The sequence below is a fragment of the Gilliamella sp. B3892 genome (assembly GCF_026536305.1).
Taxonomy (GTDB): domain Bacteria; phylum Pseudomonadota; class Gammaproteobacteria; order Enterobacterales; family Orbaceae; genus Gilliamella.
In genome coordinates this window covers 462647-487505 of the sequence record NZ_JAFNOK010000001.1, presented here as the reverse complement: position 1 = coordinate 487505, position 24859 = coordinate 462647, and the positions used below count along the sequence as shown (strand labels likewise).

The window sequence follows — 24859 nt, the reverse complement described above, 5'->3', positions numbered from 1 at the left end:
AATCTACCCCTGTTTTATTTCACGCTGTTTTCGATGATATTATCTAACTGTTCTTGAGTGAGTGTAGCCGGCGTACCAACAACTAAACCTTGCATTGGTTTACCAGATTCAACTGCGGTTAAATTTAATAACCCGGTTGTAATGACTTGTTCACCAATACTAATTCCTTCGGTCACTATCCAGTATCCGCCGATACCGGTGTAAACTTTAATACCTTGACGGTATTCAATTGTATAATCTGGTTTTAAGATTTTAGCTGTGTACTGACCTTTAGCGTTACTGGTAATACCTTGTTGCGGTACCAGTACTGCATTTCGTATATACCCTAGCGTCATTTGTGGTTTAACAAACATGCCCGGTAAGATTTTGCCTTCACGGTTAGGGAATTGAGAACGTAACGTTACGGTACCAGTAGTTTCATTAACCGTCATGTCTGAAAATTTAATGCTTCCCGGCTCTGCATATTTAGAACCATCATTAAAAAATAGTTCAACATTATTGCCTTTAGCCGGTTCATAGATCACGTTTTGGTCTTGAAGATATTTGTTATAACGAGTCGCCGCTTCTGTCATATCAACATAAATTGGGTCAAGTTGCTGAACTAAAGCTAACGGCGCTGATTGTCCCGCAGAAACTAAAGCCCCTTCAGTGACACTTGAGCGACCGATATAACCATCAATTGGCGAGTAAACTTTAGTATAATCTAAGTTCACTTTAGCAGCATGCTCAGCAGCTTGTGCGACCAATACACTTGCTTCTGCTTGTTGAGCATCAGCATTTGCTTTATCGTATTCTTGCTGACTGATTGACTTACTGGTCAATAGACCTGCATAACGCTTTAAAGTAAGTTGAGCAATTTTGGCATTAGCTTTTGCGCTGGCAACGTTTGCAACTGCGCTATCATAATTGGCTTGATAAATGGCAGGATCGATTTGATAAAGCGACTGTCCGGCTTTCACATTAGAACTTTCATCAAACTCACGTTTTAATACAATCCCACTGACTTGAGGTCGAATTTCAGCGATTTGAGATGCAACAACGCGTCCTGGTAAATTTATTTTTAAGGTGTAGTTTAGCGGTTCCACTTTAAAAACGGTTACCTTTGGAATTTGATTATTACCGCCCTGCGATTTACCATTATCACAACTGGTTAGTAGAAACAGACTAGTTATTGCAACTGGTACGGTTAATAATAGTTTGTTAAATCTCATATAAAAATGACCTCAGTAAACTTAATAATTATTTTTTTAATAACAATAAATCTTATTTAAAAGTAACCGAGGATTTTACAAAAAATATGCATAGATTGTAAGTATCTTTACAAGTTAATAGCACAGAGTTCTAAAAATTAGCATCAGAAAAACAAGGAATAAAAAAATTATTTTATCTATTATCATTATTTCTAGAAATAAAGTAATATATTTATTGATTTTTCGTGCTATTAAAGTATTTTAAATAAAATGTTATACTAATAACTATAGCTGCTATAGTTTGTACGAATATAGCTTACTAATAAAAAGTAAAAAATTTAACATTGTTAAACTCTGAAATCAGTTTTATTCAATAACATTATTGAATAATTTGAGTCTATATTTAATTTAAATCTGAGATGGGTATTATGGATAATTTACGTATTGTTCTAATTGTTGTTGCGTCCTTGGTCATTATTGCTCTATTGATTCATGGATTTTGGATCAATAAAAAAGAACGTTCTTCCCTATTTAAATCGGACCAAAAGGATAAAGTCCCGCAAAATACTCAAGCACTCGAAGATATTTACAATAATGAAGAAGATGATGTGATTTTACTTAATCCGAAAAATAAAACGGTTGAAGAAACGGCTCAAGAAGAGACGCCAAAAGAAGAAAGAATCGAAAATATACCTCAGCAAGTCGATTTATTTATTGATGATATTCAAGAAGATAAAGAACAAGATGACGAGCAAGCTCAATCTACAGTAAACTTTAAAGAAGAGATATTTGAAGACTCACCCGTAACTGAACCAAAAATCAGTAAGCAAGCTGTGCAGCGTGTTAGCAGTGAAGTAAACACGGCTAAGGCAAATGAACAAAGCTATAAACAAGAAAAACTCAATGTGGATTATACCGAAGAAAATCCAATGGAGATTATTGTATTAAACGTGACAGGTCTAAAAGGACAATTATTACAAGGCGATGTCCTGCTTGCCAGTATAATGCAATCAGGATTTCAATTTGGCGATATGAAAATATTCCACCGTCACCTTGACCCGGCAGGTAATGGCCCTATCTTGTTTAGTTTAGCTAATATGGTTAGCCCGGGTTATTTAGATCCGGAAACCATGCACGAATTTACTACACCCGGTGTGTCAATTTTTATGGTTGCACCAACACACGGCAATAATCAACAAAATTTCAAGCTAATGCTACAAACAGCCCAACGTATCGCTGATGATGTCAATGGCGTGGTATTAGATGATGAACATCATATGATGACACCACAGAAAATTGATAGTTATAAAGAACGTATTAAAAAAGCCTGTAACGAAAGTTAATCGTTTAAAAAATAGCAATTCTAAAATACTACCATGCCACCAACTGATGTTGGTGCATGGAGTGAAACTTATTAATTAATCTTTTATAGAACCTTTAAAAATAAATCGTTATTGTATCTAATATTATTGATATTAATACAAATTAAATGATAATCCTTAAAACCTGCGTTTCAATTTAAGAGCCTACAATCATGTCACAATCAAATAGAACTGAACATTCATCAAATCAATCTGGATCAACACAGGATGTCGTTGCACAGTTAACATCTTTACGTAATCTGATCAGACATCATGAATACTGTTACTATGTGCTCGATGACCCTCAAATTCCTGACGTAGAATATGATAAATTATTTAAACAATTACAATCTTTAGAACAGCAGCACCCGGATTTAATTACAGCTGACTCACCAACTCAACGAGTAGGCGGCACACCGTTATCGCAGTTTGCCTCTATTAAACATGAATTACCGATGCTGTCATTGGATAATGTGTTTGACGAAGCAAGCTTTATCGCATTTAACAAAAGAGTTAAAGATCGCTTACATCTTGATGATAATCATGAAGTCGAGTATTGCTGTGAACTTAAACTTGACGGCTTGGCGGTCAGTTTGCTCTATGAAAATGGTCAATTTGTACAAGCTGCAACTCGTGGTGATGGCACTACAGGCGAAGATATTACGGCTAATGTCAAAACCATTAAAACCATTCCGCTAGTATTACTTGGTGAGAATATTCCTGCACGTTTGGAAGTGCGAGGCGAAGTATTTATGACACATAAAGGCTTTGCTAAACTCAATAGCGATGCAGAAAAACGTAATGAAAAAGTCTTTGCAAACCCTCGTAATGCTGCCGCAGGTTCACTCAGACAATTAGATCCCAAAATTACAGCCAAAAGACCATTAACCTTTTTTTGTTATGGTGTTGGGATTGTTGAAGGCGCTCAGTTACCCGATACCCATTACCAACGTTTAATGCAATTAAAGGCGTGGGGACTGCCTGTTAGCGATAAAGTTGAAAAACGCCTAGGCGCACAAGCGGCGTTAGACTATTTTAACCAAATCGGCGAACAACGCATGTCGTTAGGTTTTGATATTGACGGCGTTGTTATAAAAGTTAACAGTATTGCATTACAAGAAGAACTTGGCTTTGTTGCCCGAGCACCACGCTGGGCAACCGCATTTAAGTTTCCGGCTCAAGAAGAAGTAACCAGACTGAATAAAGTTGATTTTCAGGTTGGGCGAACTGGCGCAATCACCCCGGTTGCAAGGCTAGAACCGGTATCAGTTGCTGGCGTTATTGTCAGTAATGCTACACTACATAATAGTGATGAAATTGAGCGATTAGGCGTCCGTGAAGGTGACTATGTTACCGTTCGCCGTGCAGGTGATGTCATACCTAAAATAGTCGCTGTGGTTAAAGACCGTAGACCGAATGATACCAAAGCGATTGTGTTTCCAACCCACTGCCCTATCTGTGGATCATTAATCGTACGGGATGAAGGACAAGCCGTTTCACGATGTGCTGGTGGATTAATTTGCCCGGCACAACGCAAAGAAGCCTTAAAACATTTCGTTTCCCGTCGAGCTATGAATGTAGATGGTATGGGCGATAGACTAATCGAACAATTAGTTGATAAAGATTATGTTAAAACACCGGTAGATCTTTATAAACTCAATGTCCCAACCTTATGCAGCTTAGATAAAGTTGGGGAAAAATCTGCCAAAAATTTATTAAATGCCTTAGATGTATCAAAAGCCACAACCTTAAGCCGATTTATTTTTGCGCTTGGTATTCCAAATGTTGGGGAAGTGACGGCTGAAAATTTAGTCAATCAACTGGGTAACTTAAAAGCGATTGAAGATGCTTCGCTGGAACAACTACAAACAGTAAACGATGTTGGGGCGATTATCGCGGAAAGTATTATCGACTTTTTTCAAGAACCTCATAACCGCAACGTCATAGATCAATTAACCAGTGATGAGATTGGTATTCATTGGCAAGATGTTAACCCACAAGCTCAAACCGTAACCACCGATTCACCATTTTCCGGCAAAACGGTTGTGTTAACCGGTACCTTATCGGTATTAACACGTGATGAAGCGAAAGATAAATTGAAACAACTTGGGGCAAAAGTCACCGGTAGCGTATCAAAAAATACCGATTTGGTTATCGCCGGTGAGGCAGCAGGTTCTAAATTAGAAAAAGCACAAGCGCTAGGCGTTAAAGTTATTGACGAACAAGAAATGTTAAATTTATTGAATGAATCAAGATAAAATAAGCTGGAATATCTTTAGCTATTGAATCAAAATAGCTAAACAAAGTAACTTAAGGAGAAAAATATGCCTTTATTAGATAGTTTTAAAGTCGATCATACTAAAATGAAAGCACCTTTTGTACGTGTTGCTAAAGTTATGGTAACGCCTAAAGGTGACAACATTACCGTATTTGATCTTCGCTTTACTGTTCCAAACAAAGCGCTATTACCTGAAAAAGGCATCCATACTCTCGAACATCTATTTGCTGGTTTTATGCGAGATCATCTAAATAGTGACAAAGTTGAAATTATCGATATTTCACCAATGGGATGCCGTACAGGATTTTACATAAGCTTGATTGGCCAACCTGATGAATCGTTAGTAGTCGATGCATGGTTAAAATCGATGCATGATGTGTTAAACGTTGCATCGCAAGCGCAGATCCCCGAGCTTAATGAATTTCAGTGTGGTACTTATAAAATGCATTCACTAGATGAAGCCAAAGCGATAGCAGAACAGATTATTCAATCTGGTATTGGCATTTGTCACAATCAAGAAATCGCATTATCTGATGCACAACTTGCATCGATTAATCAGTAGGAGAAAACAATGCCAAATGTCGTGATAGACTTTTTAGAAGGTCGTACAATTGAACAAAAAAGAGAAATGGTAAAACGAGTAACCGCAGCTATTGCTGAAACGTTAAATTGTAAACCCGAAGCGGTACAAATCATTATTCATGAGTTGTCAAAAGATCAATGGGCTAATGGTGGTCAGTTACGTTGCGACAATGATTAACTCAGTCAATTCCTTCGTTGATTTCCTGGTTAATTAAGTTTGCTAGTTTGCAAAGTCGTTTGGGTTTCCCTAATCACGTTGGATAATAATAACCTCAAAAATGTTTTAAAACACTTTTGAGGTATATCATTTTGAAAACATTTTGACCTTAACTTTACATTGAATTGTGATTAATCACACTGGTCAGAATTTAATGATTACAATGATGTAGATGAAGCAAATGCCCCATTTTATTGGCTTTGGTTTCTAAATAGTGTTCATTATTTGGATTTTCACCCACTTCTAACGGAACTCTCTCGGTGATTTTAATGCCAGATTGTTCAAGAACTTTAATTTTTTGCGGATTATTTGTTAATAGCCGAATCTGGGATACCCCCAGTAAAGTTAACATATCGGCACAAAGCGTAAAATCACGTTCATCAGCCGCAAAACCTAACTGCTCATTCGCTTCAACAGTATCAAGCCCTTGATCTTGTAATGCATAAGCTCTTATTTTGTTGAGTAAACCGATATTACGTCCTTCCTGACGATGATAAATTAAAATACCCTGCCCTTGTTTTGCTATTTGCTTTAAAGCAGCCTCTAACTGAAAACCACAATCACATCGTAAACTAAATAAGGCATCGCCCGTTAAACACTCGGAGTGAATTCGGGTTAAGATTGGCGTTTGGTCGGTAATATCACCAAATACTAAAGCTGCATGTTCCTTTCCGGTTGCAATTTCCTCAAATCCGATAAGCGTAAAACATCCCCATGGTGTTGGCAGTTTAGCTTGGGCAACCTTTTTTAATTGCATTATTGTCTCCGTATAAAATAAAACACAGATAAGATTTTTTAAAAAACTTACCTTCCATGCTAAAATAGATAGCAATTTATGCTTAGTTGAGTTCTTAAATGGGGTTAGTAATTAAAAAAACAATAGCAGCACTGACTATTTTCTTAATAGTTCCTTTTGCTATTATAGCCACAAATTGGCATTGGCAACCAGAGTCATTAGATAATACCTCCAAATATTTTTTTTGGATTACTGAAACTGCAAGTTACCCGTGGGCGATCATCACTTCGATTATGCTCTTTGTTATGTTTTGCTTGTTAATTCCAAGAAAAACGAAAAAAAATGTTATACTATTGTGGTTACTATTAGTCATGGCTATGTTAGGCGGTCAGATAGTTAAAACAATCATAAAATCGCAAACAGCACAAAGCAGACCTTATGTCTTATGGCTGGGTAAAGAATATAATCTGAATGATAAACAATTTTACTCATTACCAAAATCAGAAAGAAAAGCAGTTATCCAAAATTTATTAGCCAATTCACAATCCATACCAAACTGGTTAGCAAAACATTGGCAAAGTGAAACAGGTTACTCTTTTCCTTCCGGACATACGTTATTTTCAGCAACATGGGCATTTTTAGCCATTAGTCTGCTTAGCTTTAGACGCCATTACATTATTGTTTCTTTGCTGGGTATTTGGGCTTTTCTCATTGAATTAAGTCGAATATTGTTAGGGATGCATTGCCCAATTGATTTGATCTGTGGATTACTACTTGCTTGGTTAATTTCATTAATCTGCTGTTTTTATGCTAGAAAATGGCATATATTAGATAGATAATTTAGAAATTATTAATTTTGTAAAGAAGTTTCAGATTCTATAGACGTTTAAGTAAAAATAAATATAAACAAAGGTCAACATTATGAAATTTATCATATCAATTATCTTGATAATTGTTATTTTCGCTTTATCTATTGCTATTGGTTCTGCCAATGATCAAGTTGTGTCATTTAACTACCTTATTGCAAAATCAGAAATGCGACTTTCTGTTTTACTCGCCATTGTATTCGGTTCTGGATTTATTGTTGGTTGGATATTAACCGGCTATTTTCTTATAAAATATAAGATAAAACATATGGCAACGAATCGAAAACTGATAAATTTACAGAAGAAATATGACGAACAGATGTCAAATTTGCAACAAACGAACTTAACTAAAATCAATTAGAATAAACGATTATGTTTGAACTGTTATTTCTGTTACTACCGATTGCCGCCGCTTATGGTTGGTATATGGGGGATAGAAATGCAAAGCAAAAATTTTTAAACCAATCTAACCGATTATCGCGCGAATATGTCGATGGTCTTAACTTCCTTTTGTCGAATCAAAAAGATAAAGCCGTTGATCTCTTCCTCGATATGTTAAAAGAAGATGACGGCACGCTTGAAGCGCATCTTACTTTAGGTAATTTATTTCGTTCCAGAGGCGAAGTTGATCGAGCTATACGAATACACCAAGCATTAATGGAAAGTTCATCGCTATCATTTGATCAACGTTTATTAGCCATTCAGCAATTAGGGCGTGATTATATGGTTGCCGGACTTTATGATCGAGCAGAAGAGATGTTTTTGCAGCTAGTTGAAGAAGAAGATTTTCAGCAAAATGCCTTACAGCAACTGATAATCATCTATCAAGCTACCAGTGAATGGATTAATGCTATCAACGCCGCAACTAAACTAGTTAAATTAGGTTATACCCAATATAAAACCTATATTGCGCAGTTTTATTGTGAATTAGCTTCATTAGCGATAGCCAATGATGATCTCGATCGAGCCTATAATTTATTACAAAAATCGGCTTTAGCCGATGCCAACTGTGCACGAACGTCATTAATGCTAGGTCGGGTTTTAATGGTTCAAGATAAAACTGAGCAAGCGATCGAATCATTTAAACGTATTTTATATCAAGATAAAGCCTTTATTGGTGAAGCTTTACCTTTACTTAAAGAGTGTTATATAAATATTAATAATTTATATGAATTCCAACAGTTTTTAGAAGTTTGTGTGGAACAAGATTCCGGCAATATTGCAGAGTTAATGCTTGCAGATCTTATCGAACAGAAAAATGGCTTAGATGCTGCTCAATATTATCTGTATCGAATTTTATTAAAACACCCCAATTTAAAAGGTTTTTACCGACTGATGAATTATCATGTCGCTGATGCTGAGCAAGGTAAAGCGAAAGAAAGTTTATTACTTTTACGTAACATGGTTGGCGAACAAATTAAAGCTGTGCCTAATTATCGTTGCCAAAAATGTGGATTTACTGTCAATTCAATCTATTGGTTATGCCCTGCATGCCGCTCTTGGTCAACGATTAAACCTGTCCGTGATTTTGAACAATATTCTGATAATTAAAAGAGTTTTCTTATGTTTTTAATAGATTCGCACTGTCATTTGGACAGCTTGGACTTGAGCAACAAGTCCATTGAAGATGTTTTACAACACGCTACTGACAACGATGTTAAACACTGCTTAAGTGTAGCGACCACACTTTCTGGCTATGAATCGATGAAAAATTTATTGATGCCGTATCGGTCTCAATGCTCTTTTTCCTGTGGTATTCATCCTCTAAATTTAGATGATGAGCCCTATGATGCCAACCGATTTTTAACCTTAGCCCAACAAGACAATGTGGTGGCATTAGGTGAGACAGGATTGGATTACTACTACCAACAAGATAACATCGAATTACAGCAAGCCAACTTCAAAGCACATATCGAACTTGGAAGAAAACTCAGTAAACCAATTATTGTCCATACCCGTAATGCTCGAGAAGATACACTGAGAATATTGAAAGATGAGCATGTCCATTCTGGTGTTCTACATTGTTTCACTGAAGATATACCAACAGCAAAACAACTATTGGACTTAGGCTTTTACATTTCGTTCTCCGGCATTATTACGTTTAAAAATGCAGAGTCACTTCGTCAAGTCGCCAAATTTGTTCCACTCGATCGCCTATTAATTGAAACCGATTCACCATATTTGGCACCTGTTCCCTATCGAGGTAAAGAAAACCAACCTGCTTATGTTCGGGAAGTTGCACAATATTTAGCAATACTTAGAGGGGTCTCTCTACAAGAAATTGCAAAGCAAACAACGCATAACTTTTGTCAATTATTTAATTTACAAGGGGCATTAAATGAGTAACAAGTTAAACATTGATTGGAATGATTTTTTAACCAACTATTGGCAAAAAAAGCCGGTTATCTTACGAGATGCTTTTAGCCACTTTGTTGATCCAATCACACCGGATGAGTTGGCCGGTTTGGCAATGGAAGAAGAAATTGACAGCCGAATTGTGACCAATAAAGACGGTAAATGGGACGCCAAATTTGGACCTTTTATTGATTTTAGCAATTTAGGCGAAGATCACTGGAGTTTATTGGTGCAAGCAGTCGATCATTGGCATGAACAAGCAGCAACCTTAGTGGAACCTTTTAAATGTATACCGCAATGGCAGTTTGAAGATTTAATGATATCTTATGCAACACAAGGCGCTGGTGTGGGTCCCCATATCGATAACTACGATGTATTTATTATTCAAGGTATGGGATGTCGCCGTTGGCAAGTTGGTGATCGTAATCCAAACTATAAACAATTTAGCGCCCATAAAGCCCTATTGCATGTAGAAAGCTATCAACCTATTATCGATGAAGAAATTACTGCTGGCGATATCTTATATATCCCGATAGGTTTTCCACATAATGGCGTATCAATCGGAGAGTCGTTAAGCTATTCAGTTGGATTTAGAACGCAAACATCGCAAGAATTACTCAGTGGTTTTGCCGATTATGTTATTGATAATTTACCCAATGGAATTTTTTATCAAGACCCTGATTTGAAACTACCAAAAGATCCTTATCGAGTTCAGCCTTATGAGCTGGAAAAATTACAAAATCAGATGATTGATTTAATCAAAAATCCACAGCTATTTAACGATTGGTTTGGAAAACATATTACCATACCAATGCACGAGCTTAACATTCTACCGGTTGAACCAACTTATGATTTAGATGAGTTTAAAGCGTTACTTAAATCAGGCGCAAAACTACACCGAGTACCAAGTATACGGATAGTTAAAATTGAAAATGCCGGTTATATTCATGGCAAGAAAATCCCACTACCGATAGAAGTAATTGATCTGCTTTGTCAATCAGAAACACTGAGCTATGATCAACTGCACCATGAAGAAACGCTTAAAGTAATGCTTCATTTTGTTAATTGTGGATTCTGGTATTTTCAAGATCAGGAATAAAACCATAATTCCGCCGAATGGACTATCGGCGGAAAATATTGTTTTCCGTTATCTTAAAAAACTGACGTAAAAAAACAAAAAGAGTCTTTCTAAATTGGATTTTAATAATAATTGTACTTTTTAGTCTTTATTGTCGAATAAATATCACTATTTTCGCTTTTTAATTTGGATTTTTAAATGTTTTGAGTATATACTTGCCTCGCTTAACAACACCCTCCGTCTAAAGACGAATAGAACATCACCAAAATGCTGATATTTAGCATCTATCTTTTAATAATTAGAGGTACTCATGAAAACTCAAGCAGACATAGTCACGCAAGCTGAAAATGAAAGCATTGAAACAACGCCTTATCAAAAAAGAACACTTTTTGCATCAACTGTAGGTTACGCATTAGATGGCATGGATATGATGATATTAGGCGTCTGTTTTAGCCTAATTGGTGCTACCTTTAATTTGACAAATACCGATTTAGGTACATTGACGTCCGTTACCTTATTAGGGGCTGTGCTTGGTGGGATCTTATTTGGCGTCCTTGCAGATAAATATGGACGGGTAAAAGTATTTTCCTGGACTATTTTAATCTTCTCCTTTTTTACCGGTCTTTGCGCAATTTCACCTAATTATGAATGCTTTTTAGTTTTCCGATTTTTAAGTGGGCTAGGCCTTGGTGGCGAATTTGGTATCGGCATGACACTTGTTTCAGAAAGCTGGCCTAAAAAGAAACGTTCACGAGCAACAGCAATTGTTGCCTTAGGCTTTCAACTAGGTATTATTTTAGCCGCATTGTCAGTTAATTTTGTCGGCGAAATCTATGGCTGGCGCTGGGTTTTTGCCATTGGTGTTTTGCCCGCATTATTTGTTGCTTGGACACGTAAAGGGTTAAAAGAGCCACAAATTTGGCAAAATTTAAAAGATCAAAATAAAAATAAAATTGCCATTCATAAGCTTTTTAAAAGCCCAAAAACAACCGCAACCACAATTGGATTAACTATAGCGTGTGCCGTACAAAATTTTGGCTTTTATGGATTAATGGTTTGGATGCCAAATATGATAGCCACCGAACTTCAATTACCATTTAAAAACACGATGTTTTGGACTATTTCCACCACCATTGGTATGTCGTTAGGTATTATTATCTTTGGTTGGCTTTGCGATAAAGTCGGACGGCGTCCTTCCTATATTATATTTCTTCTCGTTTCCGCGATATCTATCTGGTTCTATTTTCAACAAACGGATATGCTGGTACTTATCATTTTCGGTGCTATTATTGGCTTTTTTGTTAATGGTATGATGGGCGGATATGGTGCTTTACTCGCTGAACATTACCCAACAGATGCCCGTTCAAGCGCTGAAAATATTATCTTTAATGTAGGACGTGGAATTGCCGGCGTCTCGCAAGTGCTTATTGCTTATTTTGCCACGGTATATTCTATTAGTTATGCTCTGGCATTACTTTCTGCCGCTTACTTATTGTCAGCTGCCGCATTTGTGTTTTTAATACCCGAAACCAAAGGTAAACAATTAGATTAATTATTTAATACAAATACAATACTGTTGCCCTGTGTTAACAGGGCTAACCTTTTATAAACAAATAATTTGCTACCAGAAAAATAAACTAACAAATTTTTGGGTCATCACTTATCGCATTCACTGGGTTTAATCGATACAGATGATACTTCTTTATTATTAAGAAAATAGCTGAACCTTAGACCGTTTGGAAAATTTTCTTTAAAAGCATTCAATTCCGAATCAACTTTACAATACTCTACAAGTGTTTCTACACGGGTATCATCTTGAAACGCTTTTGATTTCAACGTTTCTTCATCTAATCCTTCAAAATCATACCTATAAACTAATATATCATCAATTGCGTCTACATCTGTCAGTGTTGTATGTTCGTCATATTTTATCGGCAGTTCTTTTCTTATCATTTTAATGGCTAATTGTTGTTGAGCGTTCTTTTTTTGAAAATTATCACAACTAAATAAGACCAAACTGCTAGCCATTATTATGGCTAATTTTAAATATTTCATTTCATTACCTTACAATTGAAATTAACGATTAACTTATTGTTGATTAAAACCAATGGTGCTCAATGCAATTTTAATCTTATAACATGATTTTACAATGATTAATTTGAGCACAATTAATATTGTTTGCAAAAAGTACGCTTAGTATCATCTGTAGGTAAGTATAGATTGAATATCGCTATCTGTAATCACTTATACAAGGTATCAACCAATAATATTAAAATAGCGATTAACTCATCTTAAAAATGATCAATATCTTAAAGTGTTTATTCAAATTAACTTAATGAGTTTATATAAACCAGCCATGCAATAAAATGTTGGCTTTGAATAATAGCTGATGTTTCGCTAATAAAAAAAAGGGCTACTATCAGCCCTTTTTCTTCGATCAAATATTGGAAACTATCTATTATCACAATCACTTGGTTTAACATTGAGTGATAATACTTTTTCATCATTGATATAATAATTATGATTAGCGCCATTAGGGAATGCTAATTTTATCGCATTTACCGTAACATCTTTACTGCAATAGACATCAAGTAATTTATTAAATACCATTTTTTGATTACTATCTGAGTCAAATGCTTCTTTAGCTATCCCATTAACGGCATATTTATAATTAATTGTTTTATCATCTTTTGATACATCCACTAATGCCGTATTTTGATCGATCGTCAGTGGTAATTCTTGCTTAATACCTTTGATTGCTAAATCTTGCGCTAAATTATAATTACCTTCTTTTACTTTATCTAAAATATCTTGCGTTTGTGATTTGGTTTGTTGATAGAGATCTTTGGCTTTATCACTAATTTCAGCACCAGCTTGTTCCGCTTTTTGTTGAAGGTCATTAACAGTTGATTTTGAATTATCACAGTTAACTAAGAAAAGACCCAATACAGCTAAGGAGATTACTTTAAAAAGTTTCATTTTATTGCCCTTGTTTTTATTTTTGACTGTGGCGATGATGATATGACTCACTATCGCCCCTCGATTGAAATAAGTTAACTTCCTAGCACAACATAACAGCAAAATGACCATAAGTTATTTTGCTGTTAAAATGATGATTAGTTAGTATGCATACCACCAGTAACACCGTAAGTTTCAGCCGTAGTATAGCTAGATTCTTCAGAAGCTAAATGAACATAAACACCAGCAAGTTCAACCGGTTGTCCTGCACGTTTTAACGGCGTTTGCATACCAAATTCAGGGATAACATCACTTGGCTGACCACCACAGACTTGTAATGGAGTCCAAACCGGACCAGGTGCCACGCAATTGACACGAATACCTTTACTACCTAACTGTTTAGCTAATCCTCGAGTAAAAGCAATGATTGCTGATTTAGTTGATGCATAATCTAATAAATTAGCACTAGGTTGGAAGGCTTGAACAGATGACGTTGTAATAATAGTCGATCCTGGTTTTAAATAGCCTAACGCCGCTTTAGTGACCCAAAATAATGAAAAGACATTGATCTCAAAAGTTTTCTTAACTTGTTCTGTAGTCAATTTCATAATATCTTCAACCGCAGTTTGTTTACCTGCAACTAAAGTTAAATTATCTAAACCACCCAGTTTAGTATGTGCTTGCTTAACCAGCTTTTTACAAAAATCTTCATCACTTAAGTCACCGGGAATTAAAACTGCTTTACGTCCAACAGACTCAATAACTTTAGCAACCTCTTTCGCATCTTTTTCTTCATATGGCAGATAGTTAATTGCCACATCTGCACCCTCTTTGGCATAAGCAATTGCGGCTGCGCGTCCAATACCGGAATCTCCCCCAGTGACAAGCATTTTACGTCCAGCTAAGCGACCGTGACCATGATAGCTCTTTTCACCACAATCGGGGATTGGTTTCATTTCACATTGTAATCCCGGCGGTGTCTGTTTTTGTTTTGGGAATTTAGTGTGATGATATTTTTTGGTTGGGTCATAGGTTTGTTCAGTCATAATTTTCTCCTAAGTTAGGCTTGTATTTGTTGACAAATTCAATATAACTTAAATGAAATCAATTAATAATCACAAAATCCTATTGCTAAGCATATTTTATATCTTTAAAATATTTAATTAATTCAAGTAATTATATTTATTAATAATTAAAGATCATCTATTTTTAAAGTTTAATAAAACGCTGTAAATCATAGGTAGAGATAAAGTAGAAATTCAATCCACAATAAAGACGGCTTTTCACAATTAATCCCGTAATGCTTAGGATAATTATGGTCGATCCATTGGTGTTGCTACGCGATGTAGTCAATTTAGTTTATCAAATAAAGTTTAACTAAACTAGCGATTATAAATGATAAATATATGTGCGTTAATTTAGCTGACAATCTGCCGGTGTTAGCTCGATAATCACAACTTCTTTATCATCAATAAAATAATGATAATTTGCACCTTGCGGAAAGGCTGTTTTCAAATCTTGCATATCCTTGTTATTTTCACAATATGCCTTAAGTAATTTCATACGAATTGTACTAAGTGTGGTGGTGAGTAATAAAGCTTGTTCGGGTGTATTGATGACTCGATATTGATAATTAATGGTATCTTTATCCTTATATACACCAAACAGTGTTGTAAGGCTATCAATCTCGATAGGTAATGCACTTTTTATCGGATCGATCACCGAGTCTTGTAATGCGGCATTTGGATTATTACTGGCTTTATTATCAGAAGATTGCTTAGCATTATCACAACTAAATAAAACTAAATTGATCATCAAAAAGAAAATTATTTTAATACTTTTCATACTGATATCTCTTATTCGTTATTTATTATTCATGTTATTACCAGCATTAAGAAGCAATAATTTAAAATAGCTTATTGCTCAGCTTCTTATTTTGATTAATATTTATACACCAATATTAGACAAATTACCAAAAAAACAGTAAAAATAGTTATTTTTATACTTAAACGTAGGTATTTTCTGAAACTTCTTGACAAACATTTGTGGGTACATGACAAAAGCGTTAAAAAACAGTTGCACTTTTTTTTAAATCGAGTATTTTGTTTAAAAATAATTTTAGAAAATGACAAAAAATTAATATTTAACATCATGAAATTTTCACTCAAAATCGTCCTCATCAACATTATTGTCAGCGTGGTCATTATTCCAGCGCGGGGGCGTTTTTTGAATTAAAATATGTTCATACATTAAATCAAAAACCCCCGCCCCTAAAAGCGGGGGTTTTTTTATGAACAATGGATGAGCAAAATATGACAAGTGAGGAAGAAATGTTAGGAACACAGTGGATAGTAAAAACCTTAAAAGAAAAAGGCGTGACCACCGTTTTTGGTTATCCCGGTGGGCAAATTATGCCTCTATATGATGCGCTTTATGACGGCGGTATTGAACATGTGTTATGCCGTCACGAACAAGGTGCCGCAATGGCCGCAATTGGTTATGCACGTTCTACCGGTAAAATTGGCGTATGTATTGCCACATCGGGCCCCGGAGCGACCAATATTATTACCGGACTTGCCGATGCACTTATTGATTCTGTCCCAGTGATTGCAATAACCGGTCAAGTTCCTACAAATTTAATTGGCACCGACGCCTTTCAGGAAGTTGATGTTTTGGGTTTATCGCTTGCCTGCACTAAACATAGTTATTTAATCGATAATCCGCAAAATTTACCCAATATTTTGCAGGAGGCTTTCACTTTAGCCAACTCAGGCAGGCCGGGACCAATATTAATCGATGTTCCGAAAGATATCCAGCTTGCCGACCTTGACTATCAACACTATTTAACGCCTGCCAATAAAAATTCTTCTGTTAATAATGCTCAATTATTCCCAATTTCTCAAGATGAGATAAAACTTGCTAAACAAATGATCACCGACGCCAAAAAACCTATGTTATATATAGGTGGCGGCGTGGGGCTTTCTGGCGCAATAACCGAGTTAAGAGACTTTATGTCACTGACACAAATACCGAGTGTCTCAACCTTAAAAGGGCTTGGCGTTGCTGATCTCACTAATCCTTACTATTTAGGGTTGGTCGGCATGCATGGAGCAAAAGCCGCTAATTTAGCGGTACAAGAGTGCGATTTATTAATTGCGTTGGGAGTACGCTTTGATGACAGAGTGACAGGCAAATTAAATGAATTTGCTCGCCATGCTAAAGTGATCCATGTTGATATTGACCAGTCTGAAATAAACAAATTACGCCAAACACATTTAGGATTACAAGGCGATATCAAACAGGTTTTACCCCAACTCGATGTTACCGTATCAATAGCCAATTGGCATAAAAGAGTTGAAGAATTAAAAACATTACACCCTACTCGCTATGATCATCCCGGTGAGGCAATTTATGCGCCTGCATTATTAAAAAGGATTTCAGAACGTAAACCGCAAAACACCATTATCACCACCGATGTTGGACAACATCAAATGTGGACTGCACAGCACATGCGTTTTACTCACCCGCAAAACTTTATTACGTCAAGTGGGCTTGGGACAATGGGATTTGGTTTGCCGGCAGCTGTCGGCGCACAAATGGCTAGACCTGATGACTTAGTTATCTGTATATCGGGCGACGGCTCTTTTATGATGAATGTTCAAGAGTTGACCACGATTAAACGCAAAAAGTTACCCGTTAAAATTGTACTAATTGATAATCAACGCTTAGGTATGGTTCGTCAATGGCAAGAGCTATTTTTTAATGAAAGATACAGTGAAACGAATCTTTCAGACAATCCGGACTTTTTAATGCTGGCTAAAGCGTTTGATATTCCCGGTCAAACGATCAGTAAAAAATCTGAAATTGAGCCTGCGCTCGATACCATGTTTAATGCGCCGGGCGCTTACCTTTTACATGTTTGCATTGATGAATTGGAAAACGTTTGGCCGTTAGTTCCACCGGGCGCAGCTAATGAAAATATGCTTGAAAAAAGTGCTAAGGAGTAAGTGATGAACACAAAAACACAGTATCAAGTCACCATAAAAGCTTATGATAAATTGGGCTCACTTGAACGTATTTTACGCGTTGTTCGTCATCGAGGTGGACATATTGAAAAAATGCAGATGCAGACAGTTGAAAATGAGCAGTTAATTCTATCTTTACTATTAACAACCGAACGTTCACTTTCAACTTTACAAAATCAAGTTGCAAAATTAGCCGATGTCATTGCGGTTGAATAACAATTTTTAGTGATTTGTTTCGTTGAAACAAGTAGTTAAATTAACATTATTAACAATTTTATATAGTTAAACGTAATTGAAAGTATTGTATAATGCTTAACCGTTGAAAGATAAAACATTAAGCAGTACATAGACTTAATATAGTAAAATTTAAGAGGAAAACAAAATGGGTTCTACAGCAAAATCTGAGTTTATTTGGTTAAATGGTGAAATGGTTCCATGGGCGGAAGCGAAAATACATGTCATGTCCCACGCTTTACATTATGGTACATCGGTATTTGAAGGTGTTCGTTGTTATAACACGCATAAAGGACCAGCTATTTTCCGTCACAAAGAGCATGCACAAAGACTATTAAATTCAGCCAAAATCTACCGTTTTCCTGTCCCTTACACGCTTGAAGAGATCATGGAAGCGACTCGTCAAACTATCAAGAAAAACAAACTGGAAAGTGCTTATATCCGCCCATTGGTGTTTATCGGCGATGTTGGTATGGGCGTCAACCCGCCAGCCGGTTATAAAACCGATGTGATGATTGCTGCCTTCCCGTGGGGAGCTTATCTTGGCGAAGATGCTTTAGATCAAGGTATCGATGCAATGGTCTCATCATGGAATCGCGTTGCCTCAAATACAATCCCGGCAGCGGCAAAAGCAGGCGGTAACTATTTATCATCATTATTAATTGGTTCTGAAGCACGTGCTAATGGTTTTCAAGAAGGCATTGCTTTAGATGTACATGGTCACCTATCTGAAGGTGCCGGTGAAAATCTCTTTATTATTAAAGACGGCGTTTTATTTACCCCAGTTTTATCATCATCGGCACTTCCGGGTATTACTCGGGATGCGGTATTAACGCTTGCTCGTGATTTAGGTATTGAAGTACGTGAACAAACCTTATCCCGTGAAGCTCTCTATGTTGCTGACGAAGTATTTATGACCGGTACTGCTGCTGAAATTACCCCTGTGCGCAGTGTTGACCGTATTCAAGTAGGTATTGGTCGTTGTGGTCCTATAACTAAACAGATCCAACAAGCATTCTTTGGTTTATTCAATGGTAAGACTGAAGATAAATACGGTTGGTTAGATCCAATTAATTAAGATGTGTTTGTTTAAAATCCGCTGACAAAGTCAGCGGATGACATAAAGAGTTAGATTGAATATACAAAATTAAGTACCGTTAAAAATCGGTCGCTTGCGTAATAAAAACTTGGGAGCAAGAAATGCCTAAATATCGTTCAGCAACCTCCGTCGAAGGGCGGAATATGGCAGGAGCCCGCGCTTTATGGCGTGCAACGGGCGTAAAAAATGAAGACTTTGGTAAACCCATTATTGCAGTGGTTAACTCGTTTACTCAATTTGTACCGGGACATGTTCATTTAAAAGATATTGGACAGTTAGTTGCAAAACAGATTCAAGAGTCCGGTGGGATTGCCAAAGAATTTAATACTATCGCTGTTGATGATGGCATTGCCATGGGGCATGGTGGTATGCTCTACTCACTACCGTCACGTGAACTGATCGCTGATTCGGTCGAATATATGGTCAATGCACATTGTGCTGACGCTATGATCTGTATCTCCAATTGTGACAAAATCACCCCCGGTATGCTAATGGCATCACTTCGATTAAATATCCCAACCGTATTTGTTTCTGGCGGCCCAATGGAAGCGGGTAAAACCAAACTTTCTGATCAAATTATCAAATTAGATCTTGTCGATGCCATGATTCAAAGCGCTAACCCGAATGTAAGTGATGCAGACAGTGAGGCGATTGAAGAGTCTGCTTGCCCAACCTGTGGTTCGTGCTCCGGAATGTTTACCGCAAACTCGATGAATTGTTTGACTGAAGCATTAGGGCTTTCACTTCCGGGTAATGGCTCATTAGTTGCCACCCATAAACAACGTGAACAGCTATTTTTAAATGCCGCTAAACGAATAGTTGAGATCACTAAACGCTACTATGAACATGACGATGAATCTTATCTCCCTCGTTCAATTGCCACAAAAGCGGCTTATGAAAATGCCATGTCACTAGATATTGCAATGGGTGGTTCAACCAATACCGTATTGCATCTACTAGCAACGGCACAAGAAGGCGAAATTGATTTTACTATGTCCGATATTGACAGATTATCTCGCAAAGTTCCTCATTTATGTAAAGTGGCGCCAAGTACTGCTAAATATCATATGGAAGATGTACATAGAGCTGGTGGGGTTGTGTCAATCATGTCTGAACTGGACAAAGCAGGACTACTAAATCGCAATGTACACAATGTGCTGGGTCTTAACTTGCAAGAAACTTTTGCAAAATATGATATTACCCAAACGACAGATGAATCAGTTAAAAAAATGTACCGCAGTGGCCCGGCAGGGATTCGCACAACCAAAGCATTTTCACAAGACTGTTATTGGGATACGCTAGATGATGACCGTGAAAATGGCTGTATTCGTGACAAAGCTCATGCCTATAGTCAAGACGGCGGACTTGCTACTTTATATGGCAATGTCGCACAAGATGGCGCCATTGTTAAAACCGCTAGCGTTGCAGCTGAAAATCTTGTATTTAGAGGCCCCGCCAAAGTGTTTGAAAGTCAAGAAGACGCAGTTGATGCAATCTTAGGTGGACAAGTGGTTGCCGGCGATGTGGTTGTCATTATTTATGAAGGGCCTAAGGGTGGACCCGGTATGCAAGAGATGCTCTACCCTACAAGTTATCTAAAATCAATGGGATTGGGTAAAGCTTGTGCTCTCATCACCGACGGTCGCTTTTCCGGTGGCTCTTCGGGCTTATCGATTGGACATATTTCCCCCGAAGCGGCTAATGGTGGGGTTATCGGATTGGTACGCAATGGCGATATTATTGATATTGATATTCCAAACCGTAAATTAGTGTTAGATGTCCCGGCAGATGAACTTGAGCGTCGCCGTGTTGCCGAACTTGCAAGGGGTGATAAAGCATTTACACCACATCAACGAGACCGATACGTATCTTATGCACTTAAAGCTTATGCCAGTTTAGCAACCAGTGCAGATAAAGGGGCAGTTCGAGATAAAAGTAAATTAGGTGGTTAATGTGAAACAACATAATACTCAACTTTCTGGCGCTGATTACTTAAAAGCAACACTTTGTAGCGCTGTCTATGATGTGGCTCAAGTCACACCATTAGAAAAAATGGATAAAATATCATCGAGATTAAACAATCAAATTTACGTTAAACGTGAAGACAGACAGCTCGTGCATAGCTTTAAAATACGTGGAGCACAAGCTATGATTGCCAGCCTTAGCTCGGAAGAACGTCAATGCGGAGTTATTGCGGCATCCGCCGGTAACCATGCTCAAGGCGTTGCCTATTGTGCCAACAAATTAGGGATAAAATCACTGATTGTAATGCCACTAACGACTGCTGATATCAAAGTTGACGCGGTAAAAGGATTTGGTGGCGATGTACTGCTTTACGGTGCTAACTTTGATGAAGCAAAAGCAAAAGCACTCGAATTAGCAAAAGAGCAAAAACGCATTTTTATTCCCCCGTTTGATCATCCACTGGTTATTGCCGGACAAGGCAGTATTGCTATGGAACTGTTACAACAAAATGCCAAACTCGATCGCATTTTTGTGCCAGTCGGTGGCGGTGGTCTGGCAGCTGGGGTGGCTGTATTAATCAAACAAATTATGCCGTCAATTAAAGTGATCGCAGTTGAACCAGCCGATGCAGCTTGCTTAAAAGCCGCATTAGATGCTGGCAAACCCGTTGATTTAAATCGAGTGGGTCTGTTTGCTGAAGGGGTTGCGGTAAAACGTATTGGTGATGAAACATTCAGACTTTGCCAACAATATATCGATGATATTGTCACTGTTGATAGTGATGAGATTTGTGCTGCGGTAAAAGATTTGTTTGATGACGTGCGGGCGATAGCTGAACCGTCCGGCGCTGTTGCGCTTGCCGGAATGAAAAAATACATCGAGCAACACAATATTAGCGGTGAAAATCTTGCTCATATTTTATCCGGAGCAAATTTGAATTTTCACAGCTTACGCTATGTATCTGAACGCTGTGAACTTGGCGAGAAACGTGAAGTTCTGCTAGCTGTGACGATTCCGGAACAAAAAGGCAGTTTCTTGAAATTTTGCCAGCTTTTAGGCGGACGCTCAGTCACCGAATTCAACTATCGCTACCATGATGATAATTTAGCCTGCGTTTTCGTTGGTGTGAAAATTTCAAAAACCAATGAAAAAGACGAAATTATGCAAGAGTTAACCGCTGCTGGTTATCAAGTGGTTGATCTTACCGAAGATGAAATGGCTAAATTGCATGTTCGTTATATGATTGGTGGCAAACCATGCAAGCCGATTGCAGAGCAAGTTTATAGCTTTGAATTTCCCGAATCGCAAGGTGCATTACTAAAATTCTTACAAACACTGGGTACCAACTGGAATATTTCAATGTTCCATTATCGCAGCCATGGCACTGATTATGGTCGAGTTCTTGCCGCATTTGAAATTGACCAAACCAATAGTCAAGATTTCGATAAACATCTTACCGACTTAGGCTACGGTTACCATAATGAAACGGCAAACCCGTCGTTAAAACTGTTTTTAACCAATTAGCGTTAAATCAGGATGACTATTCACTTTAACTGATAATAATTAAAGTGAATAGTCACTAAAAAGTCGGATATTTTAAACGATTAAAAAGAATAGATAGATTAACTATGATTAGATTAGCAACGATTGGCACCAATTGGATCACTGAAAAATTTATCGATGCGGCATTACAAACTCAACAATACCAATTAACCGCTATCTATTCCCGCGATATCCATAAAGCCGATGCACTGGCAAAAAAATATCAAGTAAAGACGGTTTTTGATCAACTAACTCAACTTGCCCAATATTCAAATGTCGATGTCGTTTATATTGCAAGCCCTAATTCGCTTCATTTTGAACAAGCTAAACTGATGTTAGAAAACAATAAAGATGTAATTTGTGAAAAACCATTAACCTCTAACTTGTCCCAAACTGAGCTCTTAATTGAAATAGCGCGACAAAACCAACAACTGATTTTTGAAGCCCTCAAAACCATTTATTTACCCAATTATCAATTAATTGCGCATTACCTGCCAAAATTGGGTAGAATTCGCAAAGCACTATTGAATTATTGCCAATACTCCAGTCGTTATGACAGTTATTTAAATGGCAACAATCCAAATACGTTTAACCCCAACTTCTCAAATGGCTCCATAATGGATATTGGTGTTTACCCACTCAATTTTGGGCTTGGATTATGGGGAAGCCCAAATAGAATATGTGCCAGTGCGGTAAAACTCGAATCAGGCGTCGATGCGCATGGTAGTGTTTTACTTAATTATGACGATTTTGATGTCATCATTTGGCATTCAAAAGTGAGCAACTCTTACCTTCCGAGTGAGATTCAAGGTGAAAAGGGATCGCTCATTATTAAAAACCTTTCCTGTTGTGAAAATATTATTTATCAACCAAGAATAGGTGAAAAAAAGGAAATCACACTAAAACAACACAGTAATGATATGTATTATGAAGCGGAAGAATTCGCTAAACTCTACCGACAACGAAAATTAGATCATAACGGTTTAGTCTACTCGTTACTATCATCAAAAATTTTGACCGAAATAAGAAAACAAACTGGAGTGGTGTTCCCTGCTGATCAAGATTCAGCCATTTAATAAAATTAAAAAATAAAAAATACCGTTTCTAGTCACAATTTTGCTTATATTGATCTGTTACAATTCAAATTACTTTTAAGTTCAAAAACAAACTGATCGACAGAAACTCAACAACGAAAGTACTACATTATGTGATGAACTTTACCTGAGCCTGCCCACATTGACGATACCTTTTACGACTGAAACGTTACCACAAGTTTACTTTAAAGAACGCTAAATGTTATTAGCGTTCTTAGCAAGTAACCCGTTTACTTAGTATAAAATAGACAATGCATCAATCACGACTATTTAATATGTGCAATATAACCTTTAATAATCTCGATACTATTTTTAAATAGCTGTTTTTCATTATCTGAAAAATCTAATTCGATAATTTTTTTGATACCATGCTGATCTAAAATAGCCGGCACACCAATTGCCACATCTTTGTAACCATACTCACCATTCAATATACAACTTAGCGCTAACGCTCTATGACTATTGGTAAAAATATGTTGGCAAATTTCAGTAATCGTGCTGGCTATACCATATTCAGTACAATGTTTGAATTTGGCAATTTCAAAACCTTTATTTTTTGCTTTACTGCCAATATCATTAAAATCGATTCGGTTTTTTTCTACATGATTAAGGTTAATGCCATAAACAGATGAATGTGACCAAACGGGAAATTGTGAATCACCATGCTCGCCCACAATAAAAGCATCAATACTTTGTGGACCAATATCCATTTGTTCGCCTAACAAACGGCGTAACCTCACTGTATCAAGCCAAACACCCGTACCAATAACCCGATGACGTGGCAACCCCGATAATTGCCAAACTTGGTAAGTGATCGCATCACAAGGATTAGTCGCCACTAAAAAAATACCTTTAAAACCATTTTTCATCATATCCGGTACTATTGTTGCAACAATTTTAGATGTACCAGCTAACTCTTCAGCTCGGCTTTTTTGCGCTAAACCTGATGTTACAGTAATTATAGCGATATCAATATCCGCACAATCAGTTGACTCACGTAAACTAACTTTAATCATATTTTGTCGATAAGCTGCTGCATCCAACAAATCTTGCGCATGGCCATAAGTTCTCTCTTTATTTATATCAACCAGTACAATTTCTTCACAAATACCACGGTTAACTAATGTATATGCGGTGGTTGAACCTACATTACCAACGCCAATAATCATGACTTTACGTAGTTTCATGCTAACCTCCAAGGAGTTAAGAAAAAAATTGAAATGCAAATGACTAAATTATCGACTAATACTGATTTAAAATGGATATTTTTGATATGACA

23 protein-coding genes are annotated in these 24859 nt (G+C 37.0%); 16 read left to right on the top strand and 7 right to left on the bottom strand.

Translation table 11 applies throughout. The features are described 5' to 3' along the window. Window positions 1-14: 14 nt before the first annotated feature. The gene (locus J3U74_RS02150) at window positions 15-1211 is read right to left on the bottom strand and encodes an efflux RND transporter periplasmic adaptor subunit (protein WP_267329814.1); all 1197 of its coding nucleotides are present in this window, start codon (window positions 1209-1211) and stop codon (window positions 15-17) included. 404 nt (window positions 1212-1615) lie between these two features. On the opposite strand from J3U74_RS02150, the gene zipA reads away from it, so the two are divergent. From zipA to J3U74_RS02130, 4 genes are all read left to right on the top strand, one after another. After that, window positions 1616-2533, top strand: coding sequence for a cell division protein ZipA (zipA, locus tag J3U74_RS02145; RefSeq protein WP_416379794.1), 918 nt, complete (start codon window positions 1616-1618; stop codon window positions 2531-2533). Window positions 2534-2724: 191 nt separating this feature from the next. Next, entirely contained in the window at window positions 2725-4809 is a 2085-nt protein-coding gene (gene ligA, locus J3U74_RS02140; protein WP_267329812.1) for an NAD-dependent DNA ligase LigA, read from the top strand. A gap of 66 nt (window positions 4810-4875) precedes the next feature. Next, window positions 4876-5391: an S-ribosylhomocysteine lyase gene (gene luxS / locus J3U74_RS02135; RefSeq protein WP_267329811.1), complete on the top strand. Its 516-nt coding sequence runs from the start codon at window positions 4876-4878 to the stop codon at window positions 5389-5391. Between the two features lie 9 nt (window positions 5392-5400). Further along, a complete protein-coding gene (locus J3U74_RS02130) occupies window positions 5401-5589 on the top strand; it encodes a 4-oxalocrotonate tautomerase (protein ID WP_220217768.1) in 189 nt (62 codons plus the stop codon). Window positions 5590-5779: 190 nt separating this feature from the next. Here J3U74_RS02130 and ribA read toward each other — a convergent pair whose 3' ends face one another. Continuing rightward, window positions 5780-6385 (bottom strand): GTP cyclohydrolase II, encoded by a 606-nt coding sequence (ribA, locus tag J3U74_RS02125; RefSeq protein ID WP_220217769.1) that lies wholly within the window; start codon window positions 6383-6385, stop codon window positions 5780-5782. A gap of 98 nt (window positions 6386-6483) precedes the next feature. On the opposite strand from ribA, the gene pgpB reads away from it, so the two are divergent. The 6 genes from pgpB to J3U74_RS02095 all read left to right on the top strand — a co-directional run bounded on the left by pgpB (window position 6484) and on the right by J3U74_RS02095 (window position 12215). Beyond that, on the top strand, window positions 6484-7203 hold the full coding sequence (gene pgpB / locus J3U74_RS02120) for a phosphatidylglycerophosphatase B (RefSeq protein WP_267329810.1): 720 nt from the start codon (window positions 6484-6486) through the stop codon (window positions 7201-7203). 82 nt (window positions 7204-7285) lie between these two features. Beyond that, window positions 7286-7591: a LapA family protein gene (locus J3U74_RS02115; RefSeq protein WP_220217771.1), complete on the top strand. Its 306-nt coding sequence runs from the start codon at window positions 7286-7288 to the stop codon at window positions 7589-7591. 11 nt (window positions 7592-7602) lie between these two features. After that, window positions 7603-8781, top strand: coding sequence for a lipopolysaccharide assembly protein LapB (gene lapB, locus J3U74_RS02110; RefSeq protein ID WP_220217772.1), 1179 nt, complete (start codon window positions 7603-7605; stop codon window positions 8779-8781). A 12-nt stretch (window positions 8782-8793) separates the two neighbouring features. Next, complete coding sequence (locus J3U74_RS02105; RefSeq protein WP_267329809.1) at window positions 8794-9576, top strand: YchF/TatD family DNA exonuclease; 783 nt, start codon at window positions 8794-8796, stop codon at window positions 9574-9576. After that, the gene (locus tag J3U74_RS02100; RefSeq protein ID WP_220217774.1) at window positions 9569-10684 is read left to right on the top strand and encodes a cupin domain-containing protein; all 1116 of its coding nucleotides are present in this window, start codon (window positions 9569-9571) and stop codon (window positions 10682-10684) included. The genes J3U74_RS02105 and J3U74_RS02100 overlap by 8 nt, the downstream gene beginning before the upstream one ends. A 289-nt stretch (window positions 10685-10973) precedes the next feature. Beyond that, window positions 10974-12215: an MFS transporter gene (locus J3U74_RS02095; protein WP_267329808.1), complete on the top strand. Its 1242-nt coding sequence runs from the start codon at window positions 10974-10976 to the stop codon at window positions 12213-12215. 104 nt (window positions 12216-12319) lie between these two features. Here J3U74_RS02095 and J3U74_RS02090 read toward each other — a convergent pair whose 3' ends face one another. The 4 genes from J3U74_RS02090 to J3U74_RS02075 form a co-directional block, all read right to left on the bottom strand. After that, window positions 12320-12718: a hypothetical protein gene (locus tag J3U74_RS02090; RefSeq protein ID WP_267329807.1), complete on the bottom strand. Its 399-nt coding sequence runs from the start codon at window positions 12716-12718 to the stop codon at window positions 12320-12322. Between the two features lie 396 nt (window positions 12719-13114). Then, on the bottom strand, window positions 13115-13642 hold the full coding sequence (locus J3U74_RS02085) for a hypothetical protein (protein WP_267329806.1): 528 nt from the start codon (window positions 13640-13642) through the stop codon (window positions 13115-13117). Between the two features lie 137 nt (window positions 13643-13779). Next, window positions 13780-14667, bottom strand: a complete 888-nt coding sequence (locus J3U74_RS02080) for an SDR family oxidoreductase (RefSeq protein WP_220217778.1) — start codon at window positions 14665-14667, stop codon at window positions 13780-13782. Between the two features lie 367 nt (window positions 14668-15034). After that, window positions 15035-15466 (bottom strand): hypothetical protein, encoded by a 432-nt coding sequence (locus J3U74_RS02075; protein ID WP_267329805.1) that lies wholly within the window; start codon window positions 15464-15466, stop codon window positions 15035-15037. Window positions 15467-15951: 485 nt separating this feature from the next. Here J3U74_RS02075 and ilvG point away from each other — a divergent pair, with 485 nt between their 5' ends. The 6 genes from ilvG to J3U74_RS02045 all read left to right on the top strand — a co-directional run bounded on the left by ilvG (window position 15952) and on the right by J3U74_RS02045 (window position 23562). After that, the gene (gene ilvG, locus J3U74_RS02070) at window positions 15952-17628 is read left to right on the top strand and encodes an acetolactate synthase 2 catalytic subunit (protein WP_267329850.1); all 1677 of its coding nucleotides are present in this window, start codon (window positions 15952-15954) and stop codon (window positions 17626-17628) included. Window positions 17629-17631: 3 nt separating this feature from the next. Next, entirely contained in the window at window positions 17632-17862 is a 231-nt protein-coding gene (gene ilvM, locus J3U74_RS02065) for an acetolactate synthase 2 small subunit (protein WP_220217780.1), read from the top strand. A 166-nt stretch (window positions 17863-18028) separates the two neighbouring features. Continuing rightward, window positions 18029-18958, top strand: coding sequence for a branched-chain amino acid transaminase (locus tag J3U74_RS02060; protein ID WP_267329804.1), 930 nt, complete (start codon window positions 18029-18031; stop codon window positions 18956-18958). A 122-nt stretch (window positions 18959-19080) separates the two neighbouring features. Beyond that, window positions 19081-20931 (top strand): dihydroxy-acid dehydratase, encoded by a 1851-nt coding sequence (gene ilvD, locus J3U74_RS02055; protein ID WP_220217782.1) that lies wholly within the window; start codon window positions 19081-19083, stop codon window positions 20929-20931. 1 nt (window position 20932) lies between these two features. Next, window positions 20933-22468, top strand: a complete 1536-nt coding sequence (gene ilvA, locus J3U74_RS02050) for a threonine ammonia-lyase, biosynthetic (RefSeq protein ID WP_267329803.1) — start codon at window positions 20933-20935, stop codon at window positions 22466-22468. A gap of 104 nt (window positions 22469-22572) precedes the next feature. Continuing rightward, a complete protein-coding gene (locus J3U74_RS02045; RefSeq protein WP_267329802.1) occupies window positions 22573-23562 on the top strand; it encodes a Gfo/Idh/MocA family protein in 990 nt (329 codons plus the stop codon). Between the two features lie 284 nt (window positions 23563-23846). Here J3U74_RS02045 and J3U74_RS02040 read toward each other — a convergent pair whose 3' ends face one another. After that, on the bottom strand, window positions 23847-24767 hold the full coding sequence (locus J3U74_RS02040; protein WP_267329801.1) for an L-lactate dehydrogenase: 921 nt from the start codon (window positions 24765-24767) through the stop codon (window positions 23847-23849). Window positions 24768-24859: the final 92 nt, after the last annotated feature.